Genomic DNA, 25,330 nt, shown 5'->3' with positions numbered 1-25,330 from the left:
TCAGCGGCCCCGGCCTTGGGGTCGAGGAACCGAGGCCGCCTGGGACACGCGATCAGGCGCTGACCGGGTGACGCAGATGACTCCACCTCTCTGCCCGACCTCTCCGCAAAGGTCTGTCACAAGTCATTGCCCAATCATTCGTGACAGACAATCGAATGACGTTAGAATGGACTCGTACATCAGTCGAATATGACAGGAGAGGCCAGACATGACCGTCGTCGACGAGCCGAAGGCTGCGCCTCCCGCTGCGCGGGCTGCGACCAGGTCCGGTGGACCGAGCATCGACCAGAACGGCAGCGACCGCAGGGAGCGGGTCTTTACCCGCCTGTCCTCGGACGAGAAGCAGCGGGCGGAGTACTGGGCGCAGCGGCGCGGCTACCCCTCCGCCAACGAGTACTACGCCGAGGCGATCGCCGAGAAGATCCGGCGCGAGAATCTCGACTTCGACATCCCTGATCTGCTCACCGCGCGTATCAACCAGGTCGTCGACGAGCTCAAGGCGCTTTCGACGAACAACGCCAACCTCGAGCGGGTCGTGACCATGGGCTTCGATTCCCTGCTCGGGCTGACCAGGGGCGACAACTATCTGCTGGACGAGGAGAACGGGGAGCTGACGTGAGCCAGGGGCTGAACGAGATCATGCCGTCCACCGACGAGCTGATGGACGTCGACACGTCCTTCCTCGATGCGTACCGGACCGGCGGGAGCGAGGGCCTGAAGCGGGCCCAGGAAGGGGCACAGCCGGCGGAGCCGGAGCAGGACACGCCGGAGAAGGATGAGGCCCCGCAGCAGAGCGCCGAGAACCTTGACCGGGACACCGGTGCCGGCCAGCGTGGAGGCTCGGGAGCAGGCAGCGCCACTCCCCCGGCCCAGAGCGACGCCGTCGCCGTGGACAAAGCAGCGATGCCGCAGGTGCACGACGACGCAGACGCCGAAGCACACCCCGCGGCCCTCCCGGTGTCGCCGCCGGAAGATGCCAGCCTCCTCCCGCCCGTCCCGCTCCAGCACACCGACCATCAGGAGGCCGTGCAGTCTGCGGCGGCCAGGGGCGGCTCCGGCGGAGGGGACGAGGGCAGCGAGTCGTTGCCACAGAGCGGCTTCCGGCTCGACGGCGTGAAGAGCCAGCCTGCCGTCCGGGCCCTGCCCGAGGCAATCGTCGGCGCGCTGCGGGAGCAGCTGCGCTCAGCGGCCGTCCGTGAGCTCGGTGTCGGCGACACGGCAGCCCGCGAGTTCGCCGAGCGGTTGAGCCAGGCAAGCCTGGTCACGGCCTTTCTGCTGGCCCAGCTCGACCTTGGACTGGCGACTGATGCTGCCACCCGGCGCGCGGCGCAGCTGTTCCGCTCCCGTGATCCGCTGCTGGGCAGCATCGCGGCGCGCATGGAATCCCTGGAGCGGAGGGGCCGTGAGCAGACCCAGGGCCTGGCCGCGCTGCACGGGCAGCTGGGTGAGGTAAAGGAGACCAGCGCGGCGATCGAGCAGGCACTCGCGTACTCGATCGCGGACCGCACGAGCAACTTCCTGCGCGGCTCGCACAATGTCCACGAGGCTCCGATCACGCACAAGGACGCGGTCTTCGTCCGGGACCGGGTGCGGGAGGCGACGAAGAAGCAGGCGAAGCTCGAGCGCGAGCGGGAAGGGCGGCCGATCCGATGAGCGCCGTGACGCACTGGAATACAGCGAACGGTCCTGGGGTGCGTCTCCGCGAACCGTAAAAAGGGTGGCTTGTGACGGGACAATTTGTCGAATCGGTGAACTTTGCCCGACGATCAGGGCATGGAAACTGCTGCCGGGTCCGATCCGAACTTCAGCCGCGTCGGAGCAATCGCGCTCGACACAAACATCTTCGCCGAAGCGCCCGGCATGGAAACACTGAGGTCTCTTTGTTCCCGCGCTGATAAGCACGGGCGCATTGAAATCTGGGTAACGGACACCGTTATCTGGGAATGGGGCCAGCACCTACACGGCCACCACGTATCACTCCGGGCTGCGACAAAGAAGCTTCACAGTGCCGGGTTTTCGGTGGAGGTCCCGGATGAAAAGACAGCCAAAGACATCGCGCTGGACCTGAGCGGGGTCATCACATCCTTGGGGTCCAGCATCCGTGTCCTCAGTACCGCAGATTTTGCCCATGAAGCTCTTCGTGACCAGATCCTGCTGGAAGGACCGGCCAAACGAAAGAGTGAGGTAAAAACCGGCGCAGCCGACAGTGCTCACCTCCGGGCGTACATCCATGAGGGGCGAAGCCGGGACCTGGAGTATGTAGTTGTCTCGGCAGATAAGGACACCCGCACCGCCTATCAGCAGTGGCTCGGGACCGAAGGTCCCCACATCTTCAGCGATCTCAGGAGGGCCACCGAAAAGATATTTGGTTCAGTTCCAAGTGATGCCGACGGGCTCAGCTTGGCTCTGCGGCTTGCCTACGAGGGCAATGTTCTGTTGCGGGACGTCACGATCAGCGAAGGGAATATGGGTGACTGGGAGGATCTGGTACCCGACGATATTTCCTCCCTTTCGTTCGACGTCGATGCCGCCTCGGCCAAACTCGTCGGACTCAACCACACCAAGCAGGACGCCACTGCATTGACGTTCACGGCCTTCTATCTTGCGGAGGTGAGGATCGCAGGTCTTCTGGAATCTCCGTGGAGCCGTGGAAGCACCAGGACGCAGGAAGCAACTGTTCCAAGGGCCCTTCTGCGAGCGGATATTTCCCTGCCCGCGGGGTCCACGTCAGCTGAGGATGCGCTGGTGACAAATTGCTATGTCGATGCAGGTGGAAGTGGCTGGAGGGAGCAAAGTGACGCGCTGGACAACGTCATGGATGCTCTTACTCTGGTCCCGGGGATCACCGTCGAACTTGATGGTCTGGCGTCTTGGCCGGAACAGAGGAGGAGTCAATCCTCCAATCTGCTGGTAGACGTTGCCGGGGTCCCCTTGGATCTCACCCTTTACGGCAGTTACTTCGGCAACTGGGAGTTGACGGCTTCGTATGGCGAGCGGAAGGTCATGCTGAAATGCGACGACCTTGGGGTTGGCTTTACCGATCCGGAAGGCGACGGCATCCCCGAGTACTACGACATCACTGCATTCGGCAGCGAAGCGTGGTCAGGGAACGCGGAGTTCGCAATCAATGAAATGCTGTTTGAGGCCCGACGCGCAGAGTTGACAGGCAGTGCCAACGATACTGAAGAAGAATCGCCGCAGTGAATGCGGCTCTCCGGCGCGTCGGAATGGCGAAACCGGCCGTCCCGTGAACCTGGGCCGCTGACCTGCGCCCCTCTGTAGTCGAAACGATCAGCCCGTTGCCATCAGGCAACGGGCTGATTTTCATTCCAGAGGCTGCAAGGAGGCCCACGGCCTGGCCGCTACGACCGGACGGTGAGCCGGCCTTCCTTCATGTCGTCGCGCAGCTGCGACAGCATGTACCAGTGCGCGCCTTTGGGCTTGAGGGAGATGTAGTGCTCGTGCTGCTTGCCATCCTGCTCCCAATCCAGGACCATCTCCGGACGGCGCAGCAGGCCCTGGTATTCGTCGACGTCGGCCCGGATTTCCACGCGCACACGTTCGTCCGCAGGCGGCACCAGCAGCACCGCGACGTCGCCCTCGTAGCTCAGTGAGACCTCCTGGGCGAGGAGCCGCCGTACGTCGGCCGTGCAAATCTCTCCGCGGGCGACGTCGAAGACGTTCTTGCCGTGCGTGGCGCTCTCCCAGGCGTCGATGCACTCGATCAGCATCGAGCACCCCTGGGCGATACGGATGATGTCCGCCTCGTCCGGCGGCCAGCTGCCTTCCTGCATCTCGATGAGCATGCTGCTGAAGTCCTGTGGTGTGCGCAGGAAAGCGTGGTCGAGGGCCATGGGATTCGTGCTCCTGGGTCGGGCGTGAGCGGGTGGCGACTCTATAGACGTTACCTCGATCCGGGGTCGTCGTGAATGATCCAGGCCCTCTCTGACCGGCGTGCCGGCGCGGGCCCTCGCCGCTCCCACTCGACTCGCTGGGCGACTCGCTCAGACTCGCCATTCGACTCGTTCTGTCGATAGACTTGTGACTGATTTATGAGTCGACTGGTTTATGAGTCACCGACGAAAGGGAGTCATGATGGTTGTCGGGATCCTCACCGAGAAGCCGAGCGCGGCGCGGCACTTCGCTGCAGCCCTCGGCGGCATGAACGGCACGTACAACGGGGAGCAGTTCGTCATCGCCCACGCCCGGGGGCACCTGTACGAGTTCGTCGATCCGCACCGGATGGTGGCGGATCCGGACGTGGCCGGGAAGTACCGGACCTGGGACCTGGGCAACCTGCCCTGGGACCCTCAGCAGCTGGACTGGAGCCTGGAGGTGATCAAGAACGCGAGCTCTGTCGCCGCGGACGTGAAGCGGACCCTGTGCAAGTGCGACGAGATCGTGATCGCCACCGACGTCGACCCCACGGGCGAGGGCGGCATGATCGCGGTCAATGCCTTCCTCGAGTTGGGGCTGAAGCCGGGCAAGTGGTCGCGCATGTACTTCACTGATGAGGCTCCGGCCTCGCTGCAGAAGGCCTTCGCCGCGCGCAAGGTCATTCCGTCACTCCTGGACTTCGACGAGTACCGCAAGGCGCGCTACCGCTCACAGTTCGACCTGCTCTCGATGCAGTTCACCCGCATCGCCACGAACATGGCCCGCCAGTCCGGGCAGGACACGGTGCTGCGCCAGGGCCGGTTGAAGTCGGCGATGGTCAAGCTCGTCGGCGACCAGCTGAAGGCGTACAACGACTACGTCAAGAAGCCGTTCTTCCAGAACCGGTTCCGTGACGAGAACGACGTGATGTACACGAACCCGGAGGAGCCGCGGTTCGACCAGAAGGACCAGGTGACGAACCAGTACGGCCCCTCCCCCGTCGTGCTCGACGGCAAGGCGACGAAGCAGACCGCGCCACCGAAGCTGCTGGACCTGGCCGCACTGTCCTCGCTCCTGGTGGGCAAGGGGATCAAGGCCCAGCTCGTGCTTTCGACCTACCAGTCCATGTACGAGGCCCAGGCCGTCAGCTACCCGCGCACTGCCGACGTGACGATCACGCCCGAGCAGTTCGACGAGCTCGCGCCCCTGGTGGACAAGATTGCCGGGGTCGTGGGTGTGGACGTGAAGCTCCTGACGCACCGCCAGCCGCGCAAGACGCACGTCAAGCCCCAGGGCGCGCACGGTGCGAACCGGCCGGGCCCGAAGGTGCCCGCTTCACTGGACGAGGTCGAGCAGCGCTTCGGCAAGGCCGGCCGCCTGATCTACGAGACGCTGGGCAAGAACTACCTGGCGATGATCGCCGAGGACTACGTCTACGAGCAGCAGAAGGGCCACGTCAAGGACTATCCGGACTTCGTGGGCATCGCCAACGTGCCCATGTCGGCAGGCTGGAAGGCGGTGTTCGATCCGGACGCCGGCGACGACACCGCCGAGGGCGACGAGAACGAGTCGGCCAAGGGCCTGGGCACCAACGCTGAGCCCTTCGTCTTCGAGGGTGCGAACAAGCGCCCCGAGCACCCGAGCATGAAGTGGCTGATGAAGCAGCTGGAGAAGCGCGACGTGGGCACGGGTGCCACCCGGACCTCGACGTACTCCGAGGTGACCTCGACGAAGACGAAGTACCCGCTGCTGCTGGAGAAGGGCCGCAAGCTCACCCTCGCCGAGGCCGGGGACATGAGCTGGCGGCTGCTTCCGGGCACCCGGATCGGCGACCTGGCGCTGACCGAGAAGGTCTATGCCGATATGAAGGAGATTGCCGCAGGCACCGGCCCGAGCGCAGAGGAGCGCCTCGCGGTCGTGGCCGACTGGGTGCGCGAGGACATCGCGACCATGCAGAAGAACGCCGCGACGATGCGCTCCGCACTGGGGCTCAAGGAGGAGGCCGTCACCCGGAAGGAGCGGGCGCAGGGCACCTGGGCCAAGACGGGCAAGGATGTGGTGTTCGCGCGTGAGTGGGGCGGCCACCGCTTCACCGACGACGAGGTCGCCCGGCTGCTGGCCGGGGAGACGATCGAGTTTTCGGCGAAGAGCACCACGGGCAAGGCCTATGAGGTCTTCGGCGAGCTTGGCGAGGGCACCTTCAAGGGCCGGAAGTTCGTCGGGTTCCAGAAGCTCGGCTTCGGCCGCCGCGACGCCAGCGGCAACGCTCTGCCGCCGGCGTCCTGGTGCCACTACACCTTTACGCCCGAGGAGATCGACCTCCTCATGGCTGGCGAGGGCGTCGAGTCCAGCGACTTCGTCTCAAAGAAGGGCAACCGCTTCCAGTGCAAGGTCTTCTTCCGCGAGGAGAAGAAGGGTGAGGGTAAGAAGATCGTGCCTGACTTCGAGGCCTCCCTGGACTCCCCGCCGAAGAGCTGGTGCGGGGTTGCCTTCACCGACGATCAGCTCGCGGCACTGGCCGCGGGCAAGACGATCAAGGGTACGGGCTTCACCTCGAGCAAGGGAAAGAAGTTCGACGCGACCTTGGCCTGGAAGGACGAGGGCGGCAAGAGGAAGCTCGTCCCCTCCTTCGGCTGAGGTTGCGCAGACTCGTTCCTGAATGATTATTCGGAGGTCAGTCCGATAGACTGTCCGTCCACGTACATCAGCACGCCACGGCACCGCCCGACGGCATCGGATCGCACGTCCGAGTCCGTTGGGCGGTGCCATTCTTGCGTCAGCCACGCTCGATTCGATAGGTCTATCTAAGGTAGAGTAGTCATGTATCCCTCGTCTATGAGGGCATTCGGACAGGCACAGACAAATCAGTGGTGGCAGCAGGGAGAGATTCATGGCGAAGATGTCGTACAAGGTGCCGACGAGCCTCAACAGGTCGTTCCTCGACCACGAGATCACGCTCAGCAAGGGCGGCTGGGCGGCGAAGCCCTCCCCCATCAAGCAGCTGTTCTTCTTCGGCGGGGGCGCGCTGGCGCTGCTGTGGGCGGTGACGCAGACCTTCGTGGCGAGCTCGGGTCCGGTGTTCATCACGCTCTTCGTCATCTGGGGCCTGGCACTGATCGTCTACTTCGGCGGCATGACCAAGACGAAGGAGCTGCGGGCGATGAACGTGCCCGCCCTGCTGGCGTACGCCCCGTCCCGGGCACGCAACGTCTTCACCCGCCGCAGCTCGGACCCGAGCGACTTCTACTCGATCGTCGGCATCGACGGCATCGAGGAGGACGGCCGGATCCACTTCTCCGACGGCGGTGAGGGGCAGGTCTACCTGGTCGTGGGCTCAGCGTCGTACCTGCTCTTCGACGAGGACCGCATCGGCATCCTGGACCGGGTCGACGCCTTCTGGCGCAAGATCGACACGAACTGCGAGTGGTCCTTCGTCACCACGAAGGAGCCGCAGCGGATTTACCACCAGGTGGCCTCGCTCGAGCACCGCAACCACGCCCTCGAGGTCCGCGACCCTGACCTGATCGAGCTGCAGAACGAGCAGTATGACATCCTCACGCAGCACGTCGGTGGCAAGTTCACCTCGATCCACCAGTACCTGCTGCTCAAGGGCAAGAGCGCTGACGCTCTGCGCCGGGCGCACATGGTGCTGCAGTCCGAGGTCGAGGGGTCCGCGCTGATGATCAAGGAGGCTACGGTCCTCGACCGCGAGGAGACCGAGCCCATGCTGCGGGTCTTCTACCAGGGCATCGAGGACGACCTGCACTCTCTCAAGGCCTCACTGAACTGACCGGGCCGAGCTGGACGAACAAAGGAAGGACGAAGGGTGACATGGCGCTGATGACGAAGGCCCGCGCGCAGCTGGGCATTCCGGGGAAGAAGCCCCGGGGCGGGGACGCGACGGCCGTGCCGGGCGTGGATGAACTGGAGGCCGCTCTCGACGGCGATCCCGCCACGGACGGGACGGCGGAGCCGTCCGAGGTGACCGCGCCGGCGGTCGCCGCTGAGCCGGCCGAGGTGGCCGAGCCGAAGAAGAACTGGTGGCAGCGCCGCCAGGAGATGAAGAAGCTGGAGGGGCGGTTCGACTCGTATCCGCACCTGCTGGCGCTCAAGCCTCGGGAGAAGTACGTCTTCCGCTCCGACTACTTCGAGGTCGACGGTTCCGTGGCGTGCGTGCTCGCGTTCTTCCACGACGACGCCGCGCACGACAACTTCGCCGCGTTCTGGGGCATCGACCGGATCCCGGACGGGCTCGACGAGCGCGTCACCGCGGTCGTCCTGGAGCAGGTGCGCCGGATGGACGAGAAGTGGGTGGATTCGTTCACCAAGCAGTCGGAGAAGCTCGACCGCCTTGACGCGAACGAGCAGGAGGAGACCGGCACGACCTCCTCCAAGCGCAAGGCCGCCAAGATCTCCTCCGACCTTGAGGTCACCATCGGCGAGATCCAGGACGGCGCGAGCTACCTGTCGGTGCACAACCGCCTGTTTCTCAAGGCTCCGGACCTGGAGACGCTGGACGACTCGGTCGACCGCGTCACGCGGCTGTACATCGACCGCTTCGGCACGCTGAAGGCTGCGGCGTACGCCGGCGAGCAGCGCCAGGAACTCTCGGGCCTGTTCAAGAACAACGAGAAGAAGCGCGGCAAGGGCTTCCACTTCACCTCGACCGAGCTCGCGGGTTCGTACTCGCTGGTGACTAACGGCCTGAACGACCGGGGCGGCGAGTACGTCGGCTACATGGTCGGCGACGTCAACAACTCGGCCGTACTCATGGACGTGAACCGGTACGAGCACCACGTTGTCGTGGCAGACGCGACCCTGAGCGAGTACCTGGACCGCCAGCGTGTGTCGAACATGTGGTGCTCGAAGATCTCGCAGGCCTGCATGCTCGGCAACCGCTCGGTGGTCCACCTCGTGCTGGACGGGGCGGACCTGGACAAGCTCGGCCCGAACTTCGAGCGGCTGACCTCGCGCGTGGACCTGAACCGCGGTGACGTCAACCCCTTCGAGCTGTTCGGCGACGAGGACGACGAACTGACGGTCTTCGCCGCGCAGATGGAGAAGCTCAAGCTGATGTTTGAGCAGCTCTACGAGACCACGGACGGGGCAATCGGCTCGATCATCCGCTCCGCGCTGGAGGACACGGCGACCGACTTCTACGTCGAGCAGGGCATGTGGCGGCACAACGCCAAGGACCAGCGGCACCGCCTGCGCGTGGTCAACATCCCGCACCAGCAGGTGCCGCGGCTGCAGATGTTCGTCTCGTACCTCGACACCGCGCACAAAGCCCTGCTGAACTCAAGCAAGACCGACCCCGACCAGCTGCGCGCGTACAACGTGCTGCGCGGCATCGCGAACACGATGCTCAGCACGAACGGCGACCTGTTCAACAACCACACGGCATCGGCCGTGGACGGGGTCCGGGATGCCCGGCGCGTGGTCTACGACTTCTCGCGGCTGATGCGCCGCGGCAAGGGCGTGGCCATGGCCCAGCTGGTCAACATCGTCGGCTTCGCCGTCGGCAAGCTCGGGCTCGGGGACACCGTGGTGATCCACGGCACCGAGCAGATTGACGACCGCGTCAAGAAGTACCTGCGCGACCAGTTCGACCACATGCACGAGCGCGGCGGCCGCGTGGTCTACAGCTACAACGACGTCGACAAGATGCTCGCGGACTCGGACTTCAACAAGTTCGACGCCGCGGACTACACGCTCTTCGGGCCGATGCGCGACCGCACGGTGGCGGAGTACCAGAAGCAGCTGCACCAGCAGATCCCGCCGGACCTCGCCCAGCTCATCACGACCAAGGGCGAGAACCTTACCTACCTTCGCCGGGACGTGTCGAACGTGGTCTTCCACCTCGACCTCGCGCTGGGGATCAACCCCTTCCGCGAGGCCCAGCGCAGGCAGGTTCGCCTGGAGGCCGCCAAGGCCGACGAGGCGGCCCGGATGGACCAGCTGATGAAGGACAAGCCGGCACCCGGCGCGAAGCTCACCAGCGCCCGCCAGGGCGTCGAGTCCGAGGAGGACCGCTCTGAGGACCAGGTGGGGCGGGCCGACCGCAGGAAGGCCATGAAGAAGGCCGGGACCGCCCCGCGGAAGCTGGGCAAGTCATGACGGCCATCACGGACACGACAGACAGGAAGGGAAAGATGAACGGGACCATCACGCTCGCGGCGCGGGCCCGGGCCGCGGCGACTGCCCGGGGCGGGCTGGTGTGCGTCCTGGCTCTGTCGCTGCTCGTGGCACTGGTTGTGCCGCTGCTGATGACGGTGTTCGCGCCATCGGCGCACGCTGCCGACGACGAGGACCGCGACAATTACTCGCTGTACCAGCTGGCGTCGAATGCCTCGACGTACTTCAGTCAGGAGAACTCCCCCGAAGGCAAGGACAAGCCCGAGGATCGGATGAACGAGGACTGGCGGGCGATCACCGCCGACCCGGCGACGGGCGGCGACATGCTCGGCTACGCCGACTCCGAATTCAGCCTCTTCAACGTAGTCGGCTGGCTCTTCGCCGAGGCGACGGGCTCCACGCAGACCATCGGGTACGACACGCTGAATGCGACAGCCAGCGGCAGCGGCAAGAACGTCTACTCCGGCATGGTGGACTACGCCCACTTCGGCGCGGCCAACGCCGACCTCGGCCTGGACACGATGTCCTCGGGCATCGGTGGACAGATCCTGTCGCTCATCGGCGGCGGCGCGATCTGGCTGCTCTACGCGATGGCGCTGGCCGTGGGCACGCTGTTCTATCTCATCATCCAGCTGCTGAAGGTGCTGAACCCGTTCATGTGGTTCTACCAGGCGGTCGCAGGCGTCGCGGACTCCGGCGGCAATACGAACAGCGCGCACCAGCAGGACCTCGCCGACGGGATGACCGGTGGCCAGGCCGGCGGCGGTGCCCTGGCGGGCCTGCAGCACTGGATCGCAAGCTGGTACGGCCTGCTGCAGTCCATCGCCTGGGAGGCGCTGGTCCCGCTCTTCATCGGATTCCTGATTATTGGCCTGGTGCTGTTCAAGAAGATGGACCGCGGCTCGGCGATCAAGAAGCTCGTCGTGCGCGTCGTCTTCATTGGCGTGGGCCTTCCGCTGATGGGTTCGATGTACACCGGCGTCCTGGACAAGTTCGATGACTCGCTGCTGGGCCAGCACGCCGGCCCGACCCGTGTGGTGCTCTCCACGTACGTGGACTTCGAGGCCTGGATGATGAACGACCGTCTCGGCGTTCCCGATGAGGCCGTTATCGCCTGGGACAACGGCCAGGCCAGCAACAACGCGATGATGTCGGTGCGCACGACGGCACTGGCGATCAACAAGCAGGCGCACGGTTCGACCTTCTGCGACATCAGCGTGGGCCCCGGTGCGACCAATGCCGAGACGGCCTGGAAGAACAGCCTGGTCGGCATGGAGGGCAGCCCGGCGGGCGACTTCAACGCCGTGGGCGAGACCTTCGGCATGCTCAACAGCTACATCTCGGGCCAGATTACATCGGCGTCGGACTTCGAGTCGGGCATCAAGAGCGCGATTACCAACCTGCCGGTCAACAGCGATGTGAAGAAGGAGTGGTTCATCGACAAGAAGTCCTACGGTGACAGCGACAACTTCGGCGGGCACGGCGAGTCGGACTACATCCCGACCAACCACCCGGTGCTGGCGGCCGGCGGCAAGGGCCTGACCTCCTCGAACCCGGGCGGGAACACGACGAGCTTCTCGACCCAGGGCACCAAGCACGGCTGTGGGTTCTCGGTCTGGGCGGACAACGCCCCGGTCTCCTGCAACATGTCGGCGCTGTCGGCGTACAACTACCTGAACACCGGCTTCGGCCCCGACTCGATGACGATGTACAGCTCGAACAACGTCACCAGCGGCCTGACCCGCGAGGACCACATGGCGGTCAGCCAGGTCGGCACGGGCCCGGCGAAGTTCATGTACTGGCAGAACGCCGGCGTCGTGTTGGGCAGCATGGTCCTGCTCGGCTTCTGGTACGCCATCGGCATGCTGGTGGGCGCGGTCAAGCGCACCTTCAGCCTCGTGGCCGCGGTGCCGTTCGCCACGCTGGGCGCGATCGCCGCGATCAGCAAGGTGATCGTCTACTCCGTCGCACTGATCCTCGAGGTGCTGGTGACGCTGTTCATCTACCAGTTCGTCTCGGAGCTGCTGATCTCCATCCCGGACATCATCTCCGGACCGGTGTCGGCCTGGGTGTCCCAGGACGGCCTGTGGGGCTCAGGTATGCTCGGCGGGATCATTGTGGTCATCCTGACCCTGATCTCCTCGCTGCTGATCATCGGCATCACCTTGGCGCTCCTGCGGGTGCGCAAGGTCGTGCTGCAGGCGATGGACGAGGTGTTCACCAAGCTCGTGGACAAGTTCCTCGAGACCAACACCGCACCGAAGCCGGACAAGAGCGGCATGCTCCCCGCGCTGGCTGCGGGAGCCGGGGCCGGAGCGGGCATGGCCATGGGTAACAAGCTCGCCTCCGGCGTCGGCGGCAAGCTCGGCGGCAGCGGGGCCACGAAGCCCGGCGGCACCCCCGGTGGCAGCAAGGGCTCGTCGACCAACGCCGGCGGCCTGAACGGTGAGCAGAAGTCGCTTGCTGCCGGGAAGGGCGCGCTGGCCCTGGCCGCCGGTCCGAACGACGGTCCGGAAGCCGGCCCCGACGGCGGCAGCCCCGCCGGCCCCGGTCCGGTTCCCGGCGGTGGTGGTGACAGCGGCGGCCGCGGCCCGTCCGCTGGTGGTCCCGAGGGTCCCGGCGACAAGGGCGGTCCTCTGCAGCTCACGGGCGGCAAGGCGGGGAGCTCCCGCTCCGACAAGGAGACTGCTCAGACCCTGAGCGGCAAGGGCGGCCTGTCGAACCTCGGCTACAGCACCGGCCAGGGTCCCTCCTCGCGGGGCGGCCAGGCCACCGGCGGCCAGACGAGCTTCGGGCTCGGCGGCGCGCAGGGTGCTCCTGGTACCGGGCAGCCGGGCCATGGCCAGGGTCAGGGCCAGAAGCGGGACGGGCTCACGGGCGGCACCGATAGCGGTGCGCACACCAGCCGTGGCCGCAAGGCGGACGCCGGCCAGTCGGCACCGACGCAGTTCGGCACCGGACAGCAGGCGGCTCCTGCCTCCTCGGGCCAGGGCCCGCGCTTCACCGCTGGCACCGTCGGGCCCGCGCAGGTGAACCCCGTCGTCGCAGCGGTCCCGGGGATTCCGGGCACCCGGGCGACGCGGGCCGCCGAAGGCCAGCAGCCGCAGGCCAACGCGGGTTCCGGCTCCCGTGCTGTGCAGGCAGGACCGGGTATCCCGCAGGCCAGCGGCAGCCAGCGCCGCAGCCCGCAGGCTCCGGTCCAGGCTCCGACCGGCCAGGGCAGTGCCCACCGGGCTCCGGTCCAGCCCCGCACCGGCGCTCCGGCGCAGGCGCAGGGCCAGTCCGGTCAGCGTCCGCAGGCCCCGGCTCCTGCTCCGGCTCCTACCCAGCCCCGTGTCGGTGGCCGGGTTACCGGAGGCGCTCAGGGCAGCCAGGGTGTCCAGCCGGCTCCACGCAGCGGACGTCGACCGGCACCGGCGGCTCAGGCTCCGAAGGCCCCGGCCCCGGCCCCGAAGCCGTCGCAGCCGGCTCCGGCCCAGCCGCGGCGGACGGCGGATCCGGCTCCGAAGCGCACGGACGATCCCGTGTCGCGGAGGAAGCCGGCTGAGGACCCGAAGAACTGATCGTTGGTGATGAGGGCGGCGCACTCCGACAAGGGGTGCGCCGCCCTTTGCCTGCCACGGGGGAAAGGATGGACCGGATGAATCTGCGAGGCAAGGCGCGCGACGAGTTTCCGCTGGGCTGGTGGCACTCGGGGCGCTGGTGGCTCGAGGGAGCGCGCGAGCTGGCGGTGAACTGCCTGGCCGCGATGGCTGCTGTGTTATTCCTGCGCGAGGCGCTGCGGCTGGTCCGCGATCGCGACAGCCCCGCTGATCTGGTGCGCCGGCGGGTGCCGACGGAGGGTTGGGCGGCAGGGCTCCTGCTCGGGTGCATGGCTTTGGGTAGTTCAACGGCCCTGGCGGCCGTGGCAGCACAGACGGGCTCCTCCGAACGGGGACTGGTCCAGGCGGCGGTCCTCATCGCCATCTTGTGGTGGCTGGCCAACGTGGTCGTTTCAGTAACTGCGCTTGCGGTGCTGGCCAGGTCGCGGGTCCGGCACCGGGACACCTGGGCCGAGATCGATTTCGTCGAGACATATGCGCCAAAGTACGGACGGCCGCCGGAGACGATCGAGGAGTACCGGGCGCTGCGCCTGAAGGGCGGACGGCTGTAGGACTCATACGGGACTGCCAGCCAGTCAGACACGAGAAGACCCCGTGGACGTGATGTCCACGGGGTCTTCTTTTCCCGTCGGGCGGCAATCGTACTGCAGCACCGGCCTCAATCCCTCCGGGGGCCCTTGTCGAAGATCCGCGAGATGCGGTCGATTCCCTCGGCGCTGAAGATGTCCGAGACGGCACCGGCGGTCCCGCTGCGCGGCAGCTCCGAGCGCAGGGTGAGCTTGGCATACCCCCTGGTCGGCCGGGACTCGATGACGTAGACGATCTCGTGCGAGACGAAGGCCGAAGTGGCCGAGTCCGGCTTCTTCTGGTGGGTAAGCACCCGGAAGCCGGCCCGGGTGCCGATGTAGTCGAAGAAGCGTGTGAGTTTCTCCTCCTCGAGCTGCCGCCGCTCCCCCGCGTTGCGGCCGGAGACTTCGATCAGCTGGATGTGCGTGCAGTCGACATCGTCCGTCGGCCGGCGGATGTCGTCGAAATCCCAGGTGGCTCTTGCTGCGCGCAGCTGCTCGTCGCTGGGGTACGCCACCCGCTCCTTGTAGTACCTGATCGGTCCGATGAGCGTCATGTCCGACCTCCTGCATCCTGTCTGGCGCGCGGGCGCATCCCGGGAGAGAAAAGGCAGAGCCCCGCGGACGCGTGGTCCACGGGGCTCCGGTGCTGCAGGTCGATCGGGGCAGTCAAGGGGTCAGCCTCCTTAGCCGCAGTACTTGGTCTTGACGGCCTTGCCCTGCTCGCTGTCGACGGGCACGAGCACGACGTCGTTGACGCCGTTGGAGAAGACGAACTCCATGGTCGACTTGTCCTTGCCGAAGCTGATCGAGCCGGTCTCGGTGGTGCTGCGGCCAGCCTCGGTCCAGTCCACGGAGGACTTGGACTCGTTGATCTTGCCGGTGCCGCGGACGGTGTAGGCGTCCTTGAGCTCGCCCTTCGCCGCGGCCGCCTTAGGGTCGTCGAGGACGGAGTTGATGGAGTGGCAGGCGAGGTCCTGGCGGCTCGCGGTGTCGAAGTAGGTGATCTGGTCACCGTCCACGACGACGATGTCGCCGTTCTGTCCTTCCGAGGTGGCGAAGTACCGCCCGTCCCCGCCGGAGCTGCTGCAGCCACTGAGCACGAGCGCGGCGCATGCCAGGGCTGCAGCGGTCGCGGCCAGCTTCGTCCGCGTCACGTGTGCGGTACTGGTGATGTCCATGGCCTTCTCGTCCTTCTGGTCGGTCCTGTCGTCCTGGCTCTGTGTCCAGGCAATGAGTGTTCGGAAGGTCCAGCGTCTCGGCTCCACAGTTCAGAACTGTTTCCCCGAGCCCCCGTTCCCAGGCCAAGCCCGGGAGCCGAAGCTGGACTATCCACGCCCGCCTGGACGGACGATCTGCTCAGCCGGGGCTGAGCAGGATTTCCACTCGTATACCTGTTTTCTCTACCAGTATGGCAGACCACGTACCACCTGTACCACCTTGCACATGTCAGTCAGGAGATGACAGGGACAACTCCAGACACAGAGAGCAGCACGCGGATCCCTGCGCGGAGAACACCTGCAGGACCCCGGCGTCGTGTCCGGTGTGCCACTCGGACCCGTCAGGGCCAGGGGTTACACCGCACGCGGGGAGGAGGTGACCGGGTGTGGAGTAGAGGTGGTGGACGGTGCAGGGGGCAGAAGCAGCTGGCATGTCCCCATTGTCGGACACTACGCCGTTTTGTGCCGAGCCGGCAGCGGACCAGGATCAGTCCGTTCCGGACGTTGTCGGAGCCCTTTTATAGCCTGGTGCCCAGGGGATCGAAAAACAGGACCAATGGTGATTCCCGGGAGCGAGGCGGCCGGCCGTAGCCGCCATCTTTGTGGGTCGCCTATTCGAATATGTGTTCTAAGGTTGTGTTATGTCCTCCGAAGAGTTCGCCGCTGCACTGCAAGCGCAGTATGCGCGGCGGGCCGGCCCGATCGGGCTGACCGTGGAAGAGCTCGACTTCGAACACTTCCCGACAAAGAACGGGTATCCCGGAATCCCCGTCAAGGCATGGATCCGGTTCCCGAACTGCGCCGAACTGGTGGACGGCGAGGTCTTCGCCTGGACAGCGAAAGCGGTCGAAGTGACATGGAAGGACGGGCCGGTGACGTACCGGACCTGGGTGTGGAGTTCGGCGGTTACCCGCCGGGAAGAAATGATGAACAGGAATCTTGAAGAGCGGACCCGTGGCAGCAACAGCATCAAATAGCAAACCTCTGGACGCTCCGGTGGAGGTCCGCTTCACGGCGAAGGGGGTTCCCCTGGCCGTCAGGCATGACGGCAGGATCTGGGCCGTGGCCGCGGAACCTGTGCACTGGTTCACCCGTGCCGACTGGTGGAACACCGCCAAGCGGGCACCGGTGGGCAGCGGCGACCTGATCAGCGTCGAACACTGGCAGGTTCAGGTCCGGTTGACGTCCACTTCGGCGCTGCGAACCTTCGAGCTGCGCCGCGACCCTTTGTCCGAGCAGTGGCTGCTGGCCGGGATCAGTGACACCGGGGCTGCCGCGGCCTGAGCCCGCTCCATCCCGTCGACTCATCCCCGAGTGTGACGATTCGACTCGTATCAGATTCCATTCGATTGATCCTCTGACTCATTAGTTGATAGAGTGCCGATAGGCATTCAAAGCACAGCTATCTGAGGCAGGCAGTCATGGCAGGACAGGTCACCACCGCTGAACGCGGTGTGGCTTTGTCTGCATCTGCCTCCCCGCGCAGGCCAGTGCAGATCTCGGCGGCAGCTGCAGCCGCGATCGCCCTCCGCCCGATCCCGGTGGAGGCCATCCAGGCCGGAGCCGCCGTGGCGGCCTCGGTGGCCATCCGGCGGGCGGGGGCAGCTGAGGCTGCCAAGCCTGCGCGCTTGGGTCGCCGTCGGGCCGCCTAGTCCCCGAGAGTCAGCTCCAGGACTGGCGTGAGCCCTTGACCCCGTGCTTGTTGCGGCGGTGGCTGGGCAGCCCGGGCAAAGGGAATTCCTGGCCGCACTCAGGACACGGCACTGGCTGCGGGTGCGCGTAGTTCATGTGGTGGCGCAGGTTGTTCCGGTAGCGGAACGTCCGGGGTTCTTCGCACTTGGGGCACTGGTAGCTGCCGTTCGAGGGCATGAGCGAGTACCCGCCCCCGCGGCGCGGCTCCTGGTCGTCAGCTTCGCCGAGATACCAGAAGCCGATCCGGCTCAGGTTCGTGCCCTGGGAGCCGAACATCCCCTTGACCGACCCGCGCTTTCCGTCGTCGGCGTAGACCACGACCTTGCGGAGGAAGGCCCTGATGATCGACTTCTGCTCTGTCTCGGAGAGCTCGAGGAACTCGGCCCCGCTGATGTCGGGGATCGCCCTCGGTCGCCCCTCGGTCTTCTCCGAGATCCGCATCTCGATCTGTCCCTTGAGGGCCTCCTCCTCACCGATGCGGTTCAGCAGTGCCGACATCGCGCTGGCCGGCGCGGTGTTGATCTGGGCCCGCAGGATCAGGATGGAGTCCCCCAGGGCATCAGCCTGTTCGTGGAGCTCGGACAACTCCGAGCTCGCGCTCCCTTCCGCGGCCTGGTTCAGCCTCTCGGCCTGCAGCTCCATCACCTCGGGGCTGTCGAGCGATCCGGCGACGACGTCGCGGATGAAGCGCTCCAGGGCTTCCCGGTTGATTGCAACGCCGGGGCAGTCAGCGCCGCGCATCCGTCCGTTGCACACGTACGATCCCGACTCACCCATCGACCTGTTGCTGGTCATCTTGGTGCCGCAGCCGGCGCAGTAGACGAGGCCGACCAGGGGAAGGCCTCCGGCGCGGGCCCGGGTCCGCTTGAGCGGTTGGGGTTTCATCAGCAGGCGCAGGGTTTCCCACTCGGCCTCCGTGCAGACCGCCTCATGACTCTTGACCGGACGCCCATCCTTGTCGATGACGATCTTGCGCGTGTCGCGGAAGTCCGGACCTGGGCCGCCGCTGCGTCCATCGGCCTTGGCCGTGAGGGAGTTGTATCCAGCCAGGAGCGGATGGCGCAGTAGGGAGGCGACGGCGCGGTATTGGAATGGCCGGCCCTCGCGGTTGGTCAGGCCCTGCTGGTTGAGCTCCCGGACGATCTCGGCGACGGAGAGTCCGTCGAGCCGCCATTCGACGATGCGGCGGACGGTCTTGCTCTCCTCCGGGTGCAGCTTCAGCGTCTTCACGCCGTCGGCGTTGCGCTGTTCGGGCCGCATCCAGCCGTACGGGGCAGGGCCGTTCCAGCCGCCCTTCTGGCGGATGTTCTCGGCGGTGCGCTTCAGCCGCTTGCTCGTGGTCGCCGCCTCGGTCTCCGCCAGGCCGCCGAGGACGGAGATCAGCAGGATGGTGTCGGGCGATCGAGGGGCGAACACGCGGTCATGGGTGTAGATCGTGACGTTGTGGCGGTTGCAGGTGTCGACGATGCGGGCGGTGTCCATCAACCGCCGTGCCAGTCGGTCGAGGTCCCGGACGTAGAGCGCCTTGACGTCGCCTTCGGCGAGGACCCCTTCGAGGCGGTCGCGCTCGGGGCGGTGCCGGTCACGGTAGGCACTGACGACTTCTTCGAAGATGTCGTGCTTGGCGACCGTGTGGTGGAGCTTCCGGCTCTCCGCCATGATCCAGGCACGCTGGTCGACGAGCGACGCGTTGCCCTCGGTGGGGTCTTTGGACCTGCGGATATAGGCAACGGCTCGCACCCGTAAAGCATACATTTTTAAGGGTGGTGACCCGCGTGGTCTGCGTATCGGTGTGATGATGGCCTCTGCAAGTGCTGCATTCCGCAAGGCTCGGCTTGGCCGACCACGTGGGTTGGACGCGTCAGTCGGCCAAAATATCGCCAAGCGTAGAACCTGCGCCTCGGAACATGGAAGGCATCCTTGTCCCTAACTATCAGCGAGTTTCATCGTTCCATTGCAGGTCGGGTACCCGGCGCAGCCGAAGAACCGGCCGTAGGGCCCTTTGCGTTCCCTCATCGTGTGTTTCTTGCATTTCGGGCAGACCACTGGGGTGATGTCGTCGCCTGTCGCGGATCGGATCTTGACGACACGATCTCCGACCAGCTCGAGGAGGAACGCTGATTCCCTACCGGCGCGCGTGACCAGGAGCGCTGAGCGCTTGGCACGGGTCAGTGCGACATAGAACAGGCGTCGTTCTTCTGCGTGTGGGTAGGAGTCAGGGGCGGACATGGCCAGTTGCAGGAGAGCATCATCCTCGACAATGCTGGGGAATCCGTTCCTCTCAAGGCCGAGCACAACGACGTAGTCTGCCTCCTTTCCTTTCGAGGCGTGCACGGTGTTGAACTCGATGGTCAGGTTGGCGTATCTGGCTTCCAGGGCCGAGGTGACATCGTCCTTGGACCGGGAGTACCGGCCGAGCAGCAGCACAGTGGCTGGCTCCGTGAGCTCTGAGTCAAGGGTTGTCAGGTGCTGCCGGACGGCCGATCCGTAGTGGCTGCGCTCCCGTACACTGACGGCGCATACGGTCTCGCCAGCCTCCGGCGCTGAAGATCGGACGTTCTTGGAGATTTGATTGGGGTTTTTCATCACGAACCCACCCGCGACATCGCACAGGGACTGCGGGGACCGGAAGGTGCGGTCCAGCCAGATGGTGGACGCTGTCCCGAACCAATTATCGAAGCGGGTCATCACACCGAGGTCTGAGCCCGCGAACCTGTTGATGGACTGCCAGTCGTCGCCGACCGCGTACAGGTAGTTTCCAGAAGTCTTCATCAGCGCCCGAACCAACGCCGCGCGTGCAGCGCTGGTGTCCTGCATCTCGTCGACCATGACGAGCCGGTATGGACTCGTCCACCGGCCCGACTCGACGTGATCGGTTGCGAGATTCAGCATGTCCTCGAAATCGATCTGGCCCGCAGCTCGGAGCTGACGGTCCCATTCGGCGAGGATGACGCCGTACAGGCGTGTGAAGAGCCTGGCCCGCAAGGTTCGGCCGGCCCGCTGCGTCAGCACGTCAGGGGTGAGGCGGTTGCCCTTCGCGTGGGCCATGAACGACCGCATCAGCGTCATCATGGCTGGTTCGGTGATCGGAGACTCCCCTACCGCCTCCCGGTAGGGGTCTTCCTCGAGTTGGATTCCGTGTCGGCGGAGCTCCTGTTCGAGGTGCTCGAACCCGGACCCGTCCCGGATGGTTGCCGAGGTTGTCTCGATAAGTCTTGTGCTGTATCGAGTGTGGGTCTGACGCCGCCACGCCATACTCTCGGCATACCCGTCAAAATTTGGCGGCGGGTTGCCGTCTGAACCGAGCGCCCAGTGCTCATGCCAGACGTCGATGTCCGGATAGTAGAAGTCCGGCTGATACTGACGGTGGTGCGCGTCCGCAACGTCGTGCGCGTAGGGTCGCTCGTATTCGTATCGGACGCCGTTCAGGAAGAGCCAGTTTGCGATCATCACCTCTTCCTGGCTCTTAACGACCTCCCCTGCGAGAGTGCCGAAGCCGTTAATACCTTTGTTCCTGTCCCACGTCTCAGGCTCGTCTTCGTCCCCGAGGTCCGGCAGTTGCCTGCCGAACACGAGCCGGAAAAGGTCCCAGTCACGCCGGAAGGCCGGGTCCCGGTCACGGAGCCCATCAACGATCGCCGCGAGCCGCCCGATCCCGTTGCCATTGGTGATGTCATCGGGGACTGAAGGTTTTCGACCGGTGGCTTCACCGACGACTCGCAGTCCGAAGGCGTGAAAAGTGCTCGACGCTACCGACGCACCGTCATCGCCGAGGCGGGAGACAAGCCGCTCCGAGAGCTCACCGGCTGCCTTCTTGTTGAATGCGAGGGCAAGGATCTCCGTCGGCTGGGCGATGCCACGCCGGATCGCATACCCGGCGCGGGCTACCATCGTCGACGTCTTCCCGGAGCCCGCGGCCGCGATAACACGCACCCGGTTGTCGAAGCAGACCGTCGCCCTCGTCTGCTCTTCCGTCAACGGCGACTTCTCGACCTTGCGGAAGAAGTCGGCAAGGTCGTTTTTCTCCCACTCCAGGAACGCCTCGTTGCGCTGGGCAGCCCACCTTGACAAGTCAGTGGTGCAGCAGGCGTCGACTGCGGCACGCTGGTCCTCACGTTTGCCCCTGGGAAGCCCGGAGAGCCGCGGATCGCTGTCGGCAGCCAGCCACACAGCGACGTCCGGACGGGAGTCCGCGAGCGCGGCGATCGTGTCCTGGTCCGCCCACCGTAGTCGGTCCATCACATCCCGGACCCGGGACCACCACAGGCCGGCCGCCTCGCCCTGCTCCTCAGCCTTTGAGAGCAGGGCGGCGAGATGCCGTCGCTCATCGAGCTCGGAGCGGTACGCAGCGGCAACCTCACGCACCGCGCGACGAGACAGCCCATTGAGCACCGTCTCCGTCCCGTGGACGAGAGTGACGATGAGCTGCCCTGAGCCTTCATCGACTGCGAGTCTGAGGACGTCGATGACATCAGCGTCCACCTCCCGGGGGATTCCGCAGACGCGCAGGCGGCCCTCACGGATCGACAGCACCCATGACCCGGCACCTCTGAACGCGCGTGCCCACCAACCCGGCTTCCACTCCGTCATGCTTCCCCCGACTCACACACGTCTTCAAAAGGAGACTATTTGCCCTCTTTCCACGGTATCAGCGAGGAATTGTGTGTCGTCGAGTGCGTTCACCGGGTTCGTGCTGATCCGCAGGTACTGGACTCGGCGGGCTTGCCCGTCAACCCTTCGATGGCATGGTGGAGGTGGACCTCCCCATCATGGAAGGATATGGCAGAGGTCTTGGGAGAAGGAACGGGTTGTGAGCACCACACACGAAGAAGTGAAAGCCGACCACGGGGCGAAAACGAAACGGCCGCTCGTCCGCGTTGAGCCGCAAAGCCACCGTGACGACGGGTCGCCCATCGCAGGTGAAGGTCAGGCGTATGTGACCCGGTCGGGCAAGCTGTTCCACACTCAATGGTGTGGGATCATGGACGGCCACTGGCGCGCCACCAATGGAGGCATCTACTTGACCATGCTTGCGGATGTGGGCCTGCGGGGACGTTGCCCGCAATGCGACCAGGACCCTGCAGAGAAGAAGCGCTCCAAATTGGAGCGTGCGGAGAAGCGGGCAGAGAGGCTGCGACTCAAAGAAGAAGCGAAAGCTGAGCACCGGGCAAAGGAACGGCCGCTCGTTCGCGTTGAGCCGCAAAGCCACCGTGACGACGGGTCACCTGTGGCAGGTTACGGACAGGTGTACGTCACACGAACCGGGAAACTGTTCCACACTCAGTGGTGCTCGATCATGGATGGTCAGTGGCGATCCGGCCAAAGAGGCATCTATGTGACCATGATGGCTGATGTGGGCCCGAGGGGACGCTGCACGCAATGCGACAGGCACCCTGAAGTGATGAAGCGCTCCAAATTCGAGCAGGCAGAATTGCGGCGACTCAACCAGGAACTGGATCAACTGGGCAGGACCATAGCGCGAACCCTCGTGGTGAAGGGACCGGAGGGGGTCAACACATTGGGCCCTCAAGTGATCCGGTTCAGGGAAACCGAGGCAGAGCTGACTGCATTGTCCGGTCGCGTCGGGGGCTCGTTTCCGTACTCATACGAAGCTCCGAACTCGTAGCTATTCCTTCATCGGACGACATCGGCCGGCTGCGAAGCTGGCGCGGGCGGTTTCGAGATTCGACCAAGTTTGTCGTGGCTTCGCTGTGCTTCAGCCGGCGATTCCGAGTTTGCCGGCTCGCCCGCCCTTGATGCCATGGTCCTTGCCGTAGCGCCACAGGATGGCGTCCATGATGCGCAGTTCGGAAATGGGTGTGTGGACCGTAGAAAGCTTGTGAATGCGCCCCAATCGTCCAGCAAGGTCGGGGTCTTTCATGAAGAGATTGTGCCAATTCAGCCATTGGCCTTCAGAGGTGTCTTTGCCCACGACTGCCCCAATTTACTTTGTCCCAGATGGGGATGAGATGCGGTCGCTTCCTCGCCATGATCTTGCTGGCTGTGGTGGCCCCGACATCCCAGCGCGTTTTGGGTGTGCGTCTCAGCTCCTGCCAGAGCAGCCATGAGGGGCTGCCCTCCCCGAGAGTGGCTTCCGCTTCCGCGACCGTGAGGTCGCTCATCTTCACGTCGGTGGGTATATCAGCCAGGAGATCCTGTATTTTCCCCGCCAACAGCTCCTCCTGCAGTCCGATGATGGCCTGGGCCGGCACTTTGACGCTGAGCATGGACACGGCGACAGCGTCGCTGTCGGTGATCCTGTCCCTCACCTGCGGGTTGTCGCCGCGGTTCGCCCATTCATCAAAGTAACTGCCGGTACTGAGCAGCCCCGTCTTTCTGGACGGTTCAAGGTAGTAGCGCCGGAGCAGTTCGGCTGCGGCTTCGACGTTCTCTTCTTTCAGGATGGCTGGTAGTTCCATGAATCCCCCTATGGCTTCAATCCGCGGACTATGACCCTGACTGACCCTGCGACGTCGCTGGGTAGTCAGTCTGTATGGCGAACCTCAATCCCGGGGTGGTTCTCCATGACCCAAGCGGCCATCCGACGGTTCCGTGCCGCGATGAACTCCAGCGTGGCCTCCCGGTACGTTACGTACTCGTCTTTTGTGGCCGGCATCCCGGAACGCTTGAAGTTGTCGAAGGGAAGGTAGAACCGAACCTCTTCGTAGTCGGGCGTCACGAGGTCTTGAAAGTGGAAGAAGTCCACGAACTCCTTGAATCCGTCGAAGAACGCAAAGAAGTCCGCGTACGCGTTGATGACATTGGCCAGTGGGCTCTCCGGTTCTCCTGCGTAATGACGCCGGATGCACTCCAGGGTCAGATCCATCCGGTCGGCGATGAGCGACCTGAGCCCCCTCGCCTGGTTCATCGTGGGTCGGTCCTTCTTCCTGACGGGCCAGATCATCGCACTGCCGATGGTGTACGGCGGCTTCAGGTAGCGGGCCCGCTGCTCCTCATTCAGCGAGGCGATGGCGTTCGCCAGAGACGCCGTACGTGCCCGGCCGGTGTAGGAGTGGGTGATGGCGTCACTGCCGTACCAATGCATCGCTCTGGAGGGGTCGGTGAAGATGAGGTAGCCGTCCGTACGCTTCGGCGGCGCGGTCGGTTCGAACAGGACGCCGGAGTTCAGCGTCTTGGTCCACAGCAGCTCGTGGTCCGCCCGGAGATTCGGACTGCCACTGTCCGGGTCAGTCCCTGGAGGGGTGTCGGTCATGTAGTTGAACGAAGTATCGAAGACGCGCGGCTGTTGCTGCTGCGGGTATTCCGGATCACTCAAGGTTCCCCCAAAGACCAGAGTTATAAGACGAACGAACCGGTGGTTGGGTCCGCAAATGTCGCGGCCATCGGCTCTGTCCCAGACTAGGTGTCACTTCCTGATATTGAAACCCCACGTGTGCGACTGACTCTCGGCAATGCTCATGTTCCCTGGGGTTCTGATTGTGTGCCCATGCAGCCGCTTTTTTATGGAATTCTTCCCGTGTCCTGTACGTTGCAGGATCGGTAATCCCCATCAACAGAGAAGAGATGCACCTCCGTGGCAACCGATTACGATGAACTGCGCACCGACGTCAAGGAATCCCAGGAAAACTCCCTGGAGGCCCTGAAGTCCGCCAAAGCCCCGGATGCGAAATCCGTGGTTCAGGAGCTCGACGAGGCTGACGCCCTGGACGGCCTGACCCCTGGCGGGGAGTTCATTGCCGAAGAGCTGGTCGTCCAGGTCATCCCGCAGGCTGACGATGAGTTCACCTGCTGGTCCTGCTTCCTGGTCCGCCACCGTTCGCAGAAGGCCCGCGAGAAGGACGGCCATGCCTACTGCGTCGAATGCGAAGGCTGAGCGGTTTTGGCCGGCTGTTCCGGAGCATATCTGGAACAGCATCCGCGAAGAATTCACCCTGCCGACAGCGGCAGACCTGGAGACGCATTTCCAATCCCTCGGCGACCCGGAGGCCATGCGCCGGGCAGTTCGGGTATTCATCGGCGAGGGAACCTTCTGCCCGGGCTTCCAGCTCAAAGATGGGCTTTTCCACGAACCTGTGCTGCGTCTCTTTGATCAGGCGATGATCCTGAAGATTCCTCATAACGTGTTCGCCGCCTGGATGGTCAGCCCGCTGCCGGCAGAAACCCGTTCCCGGCCAGTGGACATACTGGGCAGCATGACGCTGCTCCAGAGCTCCTTGGTCGCCTTTGGTGACAGGTACCGGCCGGCCGAAAAGCGCAACTAGCGGCTTGGCTCTGCCGT

At 64.9% G+C, this 25,330-nt stretch carries 22 protein-coding genes; 14 read left to right on the top strand and 8 right to left on the bottom strand.

Annotated elements, in window-relative coordinates; all coding sequences use genetic code 11:
* The first annotated feature begins 208 nt into the window (after nt 1–208).
* The 3 genes from QRM95_RS11010 to QRM95_RS11000 all read left to right on the top strand — a co-directional run bounded on the left by QRM95_RS11010 (nt 209) and on the right by QRM95_RS11000 (nt 3,204).
* Nucleotides 209–619, top strand: a complete 411-nt coding sequence (locus tag QRM95_RS11010) for a hypothetical protein (protein WP_208294365.1) — start codon at nt 209–211, stop codon at nt 617–619.
* Entirely contained in the window at nt 616–1,653 is a 1,038-nt protein-coding gene (locus tag QRM95_RS11005) for a hypothetical protein (protein WP_285247727.1), read from the top strand. Before QRM95_RS11010 ends, QRM95_RS11005 begins: the two co-directional genes overlap by 4 nt.
* Nucleotides 1,654–1,773: 120 nt before the next feature.
* Complete coding sequence (locus QRM95_RS11000; RefSeq protein WP_284975260.1) at nt 1,774–3,204, top strand: hypothetical protein; 1,431 nt, start codon at nt 1,774–1,776, stop codon at nt 3,202–3,204.
* Between the two features lie 158 nt (nt 3,205–3,362).
* On the opposite strand, the gene QRM95_RS10995 is transcribed toward QRM95_RS11000, so the two are convergent.
* Nucleotides 3,363–3,854, bottom strand: a complete 492-nt coding sequence (locus tag QRM95_RS10995) for a hypothetical protein (protein WP_056387674.1) — start codon at nt 3,852–3,854, stop codon at nt 3,363–3,365.
* A gap of 238 nt (nt 3,855–4,092) precedes the next feature.
* On the opposite strand from QRM95_RS10995, the gene QRM95_RS10990 reads away from it, so the two are divergent.
* The 5 genes from QRM95_RS10990 (at nt 4,093) to QRM95_RS10970 (ending at nt 14,164) form a co-directional block, all read left to right on the top strand.
* Complete coding sequence (locus QRM95_RS10990; RefSeq protein WP_208294367.1) at nt 4,093–6,513, top strand: type IA DNA topoisomerase; 2,421 nt, start codon at nt 4,093–4,095, stop codon at nt 6,511–6,513.
* Between the two features lie 253 nt (nt 6,514–6,766).
* Nucleotides 6,767–7,666 (top strand): hypothetical protein, encoded by a 900-nt coding sequence (locus QRM95_RS10985; RefSeq protein ID WP_133830795.1) that lies wholly within the window; start codon nt 6,767–6,769, stop codon nt 7,664–7,666.
* 41 nt (nt 7,667–7,707) lie between these two features.
* The gene (locus tag QRM95_RS10980; protein ID WP_133830796.1) at nt 7,708–9,993 is read left to right on the top strand and encodes a hypothetical protein; all 2,286 of its coding nucleotides are present in this window, start codon (nt 7,708–7,710) and stop codon (nt 9,991–9,993) included.
* A gap of 35 nt (nt 9,994–10,028) precedes the next feature.
* On the top strand, nt 10,029–13,574 hold the full coding sequence (locus QRM95_RS10975; RefSeq protein ID WP_285247726.1) for a mediator complex subunit 15 domain-containing protein: 3,546 nt from the start codon (nt 10,029–10,031) through the stop codon (nt 13,572–13,574).
* A gap of 77 nt (nt 13,575–13,651) precedes the next feature.
* Nucleotides 13,652–14,164 (top strand): hypothetical protein, encoded by a 513-nt coding sequence (locus tag QRM95_RS10970; protein ID WP_133830798.1) that lies wholly within the window; start codon nt 13,652–13,654, stop codon nt 14,162–14,164.
* Nucleotides 14,165–14,271: 107 nt separating this feature from the next.
* Here the strand turns inward: QRM95_RS10970 and QRM95_RS10965 are convergent, their stop codons facing one another.
* On the bottom strand, nt 14,272–14,736 hold the full coding sequence (locus QRM95_RS10965; RefSeq protein ID WP_133830799.1) for a hypothetical protein: 465 nt from the start codon (nt 14,734–14,736) through the stop codon (nt 14,272–14,274).
* A gap of 129 nt (nt 14,737–14,865) precedes the next feature.
* Nucleotides 14,866–15,360 (bottom strand): hypothetical protein, encoded by a 495-nt coding sequence (locus tag QRM95_RS10960; RefSeq protein ID WP_133830800.1) that lies wholly within the window; start codon nt 15,358–15,360, stop codon nt 14,866–14,868.
* A gap of 680 nt (nt 15,361–16,040) precedes the next feature.
* On the opposite strand from QRM95_RS10960, the gene QRM95_RS10955 reads away from it, so the two are divergent.
* From QRM95_RS10955 to QRM95_RS10945, 3 genes are all read left to right on the top strand, one after another.
* The gene (locus tag QRM95_RS10955) at nt 16,041–16,376 is read left to right on the top strand and encodes a hypothetical protein (protein ID WP_133830801.1); all 336 of its coding nucleotides are present in this window, start codon (nt 16,041–16,043) and stop codon (nt 16,374–16,376) included.
* Nucleotides 16,354–16,683 (top strand): hypothetical protein, encoded by a 330-nt coding sequence (locus QRM95_RS10950; protein WP_374111515.1) that lies wholly within the window; start codon nt 16,354–16,356, stop codon nt 16,681–16,683. The genes QRM95_RS10955 and QRM95_RS10950 overlap by 23 nt, the downstream gene beginning before the upstream one ends.
* A 137-nt stretch (nt 16,684–16,820) precedes the next feature.
* Nucleotides 16,821–17,051 carry a hypothetical protein gene (locus tag QRM95_RS10945; RefSeq protein ID WP_133830802.1) on the top strand — a complete coding sequence of 77 codons (231 nt, stop codon included), beginning with the start codon at nt 16,821–16,823 and terminating at the stop codon, nt 17,049–17,051.
* A 10-nt stretch (nt 17,052–17,061) separates the two neighbouring features.
* On the opposite strand, the gene QRM95_RS10940 is transcribed toward QRM95_RS10945, so the two are convergent.
* Nucleotides 17,062–18,831, bottom strand: coding sequence for a recombinase family protein (locus tag QRM95_RS10940; protein WP_166651674.1), 1,770 nt, complete (start codon nt 18,829–18,831; stop codon nt 17,062–17,064).
* Between the two features lie 186 nt (nt 18,832–19,017).
* The gene (locus tag QRM95_RS10935; RefSeq protein ID WP_284975256.1) at nt 19,018–21,681 is read right to left on the bottom strand and encodes a UvrD-helicase domain-containing protein; all 2,664 of its coding nucleotides are present in this window, start codon (nt 21,679–21,681) and stop codon (nt 19,018–19,020) included.
* Between the two features lie 220 nt (nt 21,682–21,901).
* Between QRM95_RS10935 and QRM95_RS10930 the strand changes: the two genes are divergently transcribed.
* The gene (locus QRM95_RS10930; RefSeq protein WP_243835338.1) at nt 21,902–22,717 is read left to right on the top strand and encodes a hypothetical protein; all 816 of its coding nucleotides are present in this window, start codon (nt 21,902–21,904) and stop codon (nt 22,715–22,717) included.
* Between the two features lie 90 nt (nt 22,718–22,807).
* Here QRM95_RS10930 and QRM95_RS10925 read toward each other — a convergent pair whose 3' ends face one another.
* From QRM95_RS10925 to QRM95_RS10915, 3 genes are all read right to left on the bottom strand, one after another.
* Nucleotides 22,808–23,023 carry a DUF6308 family protein gene (locus QRM95_RS10925; RefSeq protein WP_285247725.1) on the bottom strand — a complete coding sequence of 72 codons (216 nt, stop codon included), beginning with the start codon at nt 23,021–23,023 and terminating at the stop codon, nt 22,808–22,810.
* Complete coding sequence (locus tag QRM95_RS10920) at nt 23,004–23,510, bottom strand: DUF6308 family protein (RefSeq protein WP_285247724.1); 507 nt, start codon at nt 23,508–23,510, stop codon at nt 23,004–23,006. Before QRM95_RS10920 ends, QRM95_RS10925 begins: the two co-directional genes overlap by 20 nt.
* A gap of 65 nt (nt 23,511–23,575) precedes the next feature.
* Nucleotides 23,576–24,367 carry a DUF6994 family protein gene (locus QRM95_RS10915; RefSeq protein WP_284975254.1) on the bottom strand — a complete coding sequence of 264 codons (792 nt, stop codon included), beginning with the start codon at nt 24,365–24,367 and terminating at the stop codon, nt 23,576–23,578.
* A 258-nt stretch (nt 24,368–24,625) separates the two neighbouring features.
* On the opposite strand from QRM95_RS10915, the gene QRM95_RS10910 reads away from it, so the two are divergent.
* Both QRM95_RS10910 and QRM95_RS10905 read left to right on the top strand, forming a co-directional pair.
* The gene (locus QRM95_RS10910) at nt 24,626–24,925 is read left to right on the top strand and encodes a DUF4193 domain-containing protein (RefSeq protein WP_133830806.1); all 300 of its coding nucleotides are present in this window, start codon (nt 24,626–24,628) and stop codon (nt 24,923–24,925) included.
* A complete protein-coding gene (locus QRM95_RS10905; RefSeq protein ID WP_133830807.1) occupies nt 24,897–25,313 on the top strand; it encodes a hypothetical protein in 417 nt (138 codons plus the stop codon). Before QRM95_RS10910 ends, QRM95_RS10905 begins: the two co-directional genes overlap by 29 nt.
* Nucleotides 25,314–25,330: the final 17 nt, after the last annotated feature.

The sequence above is a fragment of the Pseudarthrobacter sp. efr-133-R2A-89 genome (assembly GCF_030209315.1).
Classification (GTDB): Bacteria; Actinomycetota; Actinomycetes; order Actinomycetales; family Micrococcaceae; genus Arthrobacter.
This window is presented reverse-complemented; position numbering and strand designations above follow the sequence as displayed.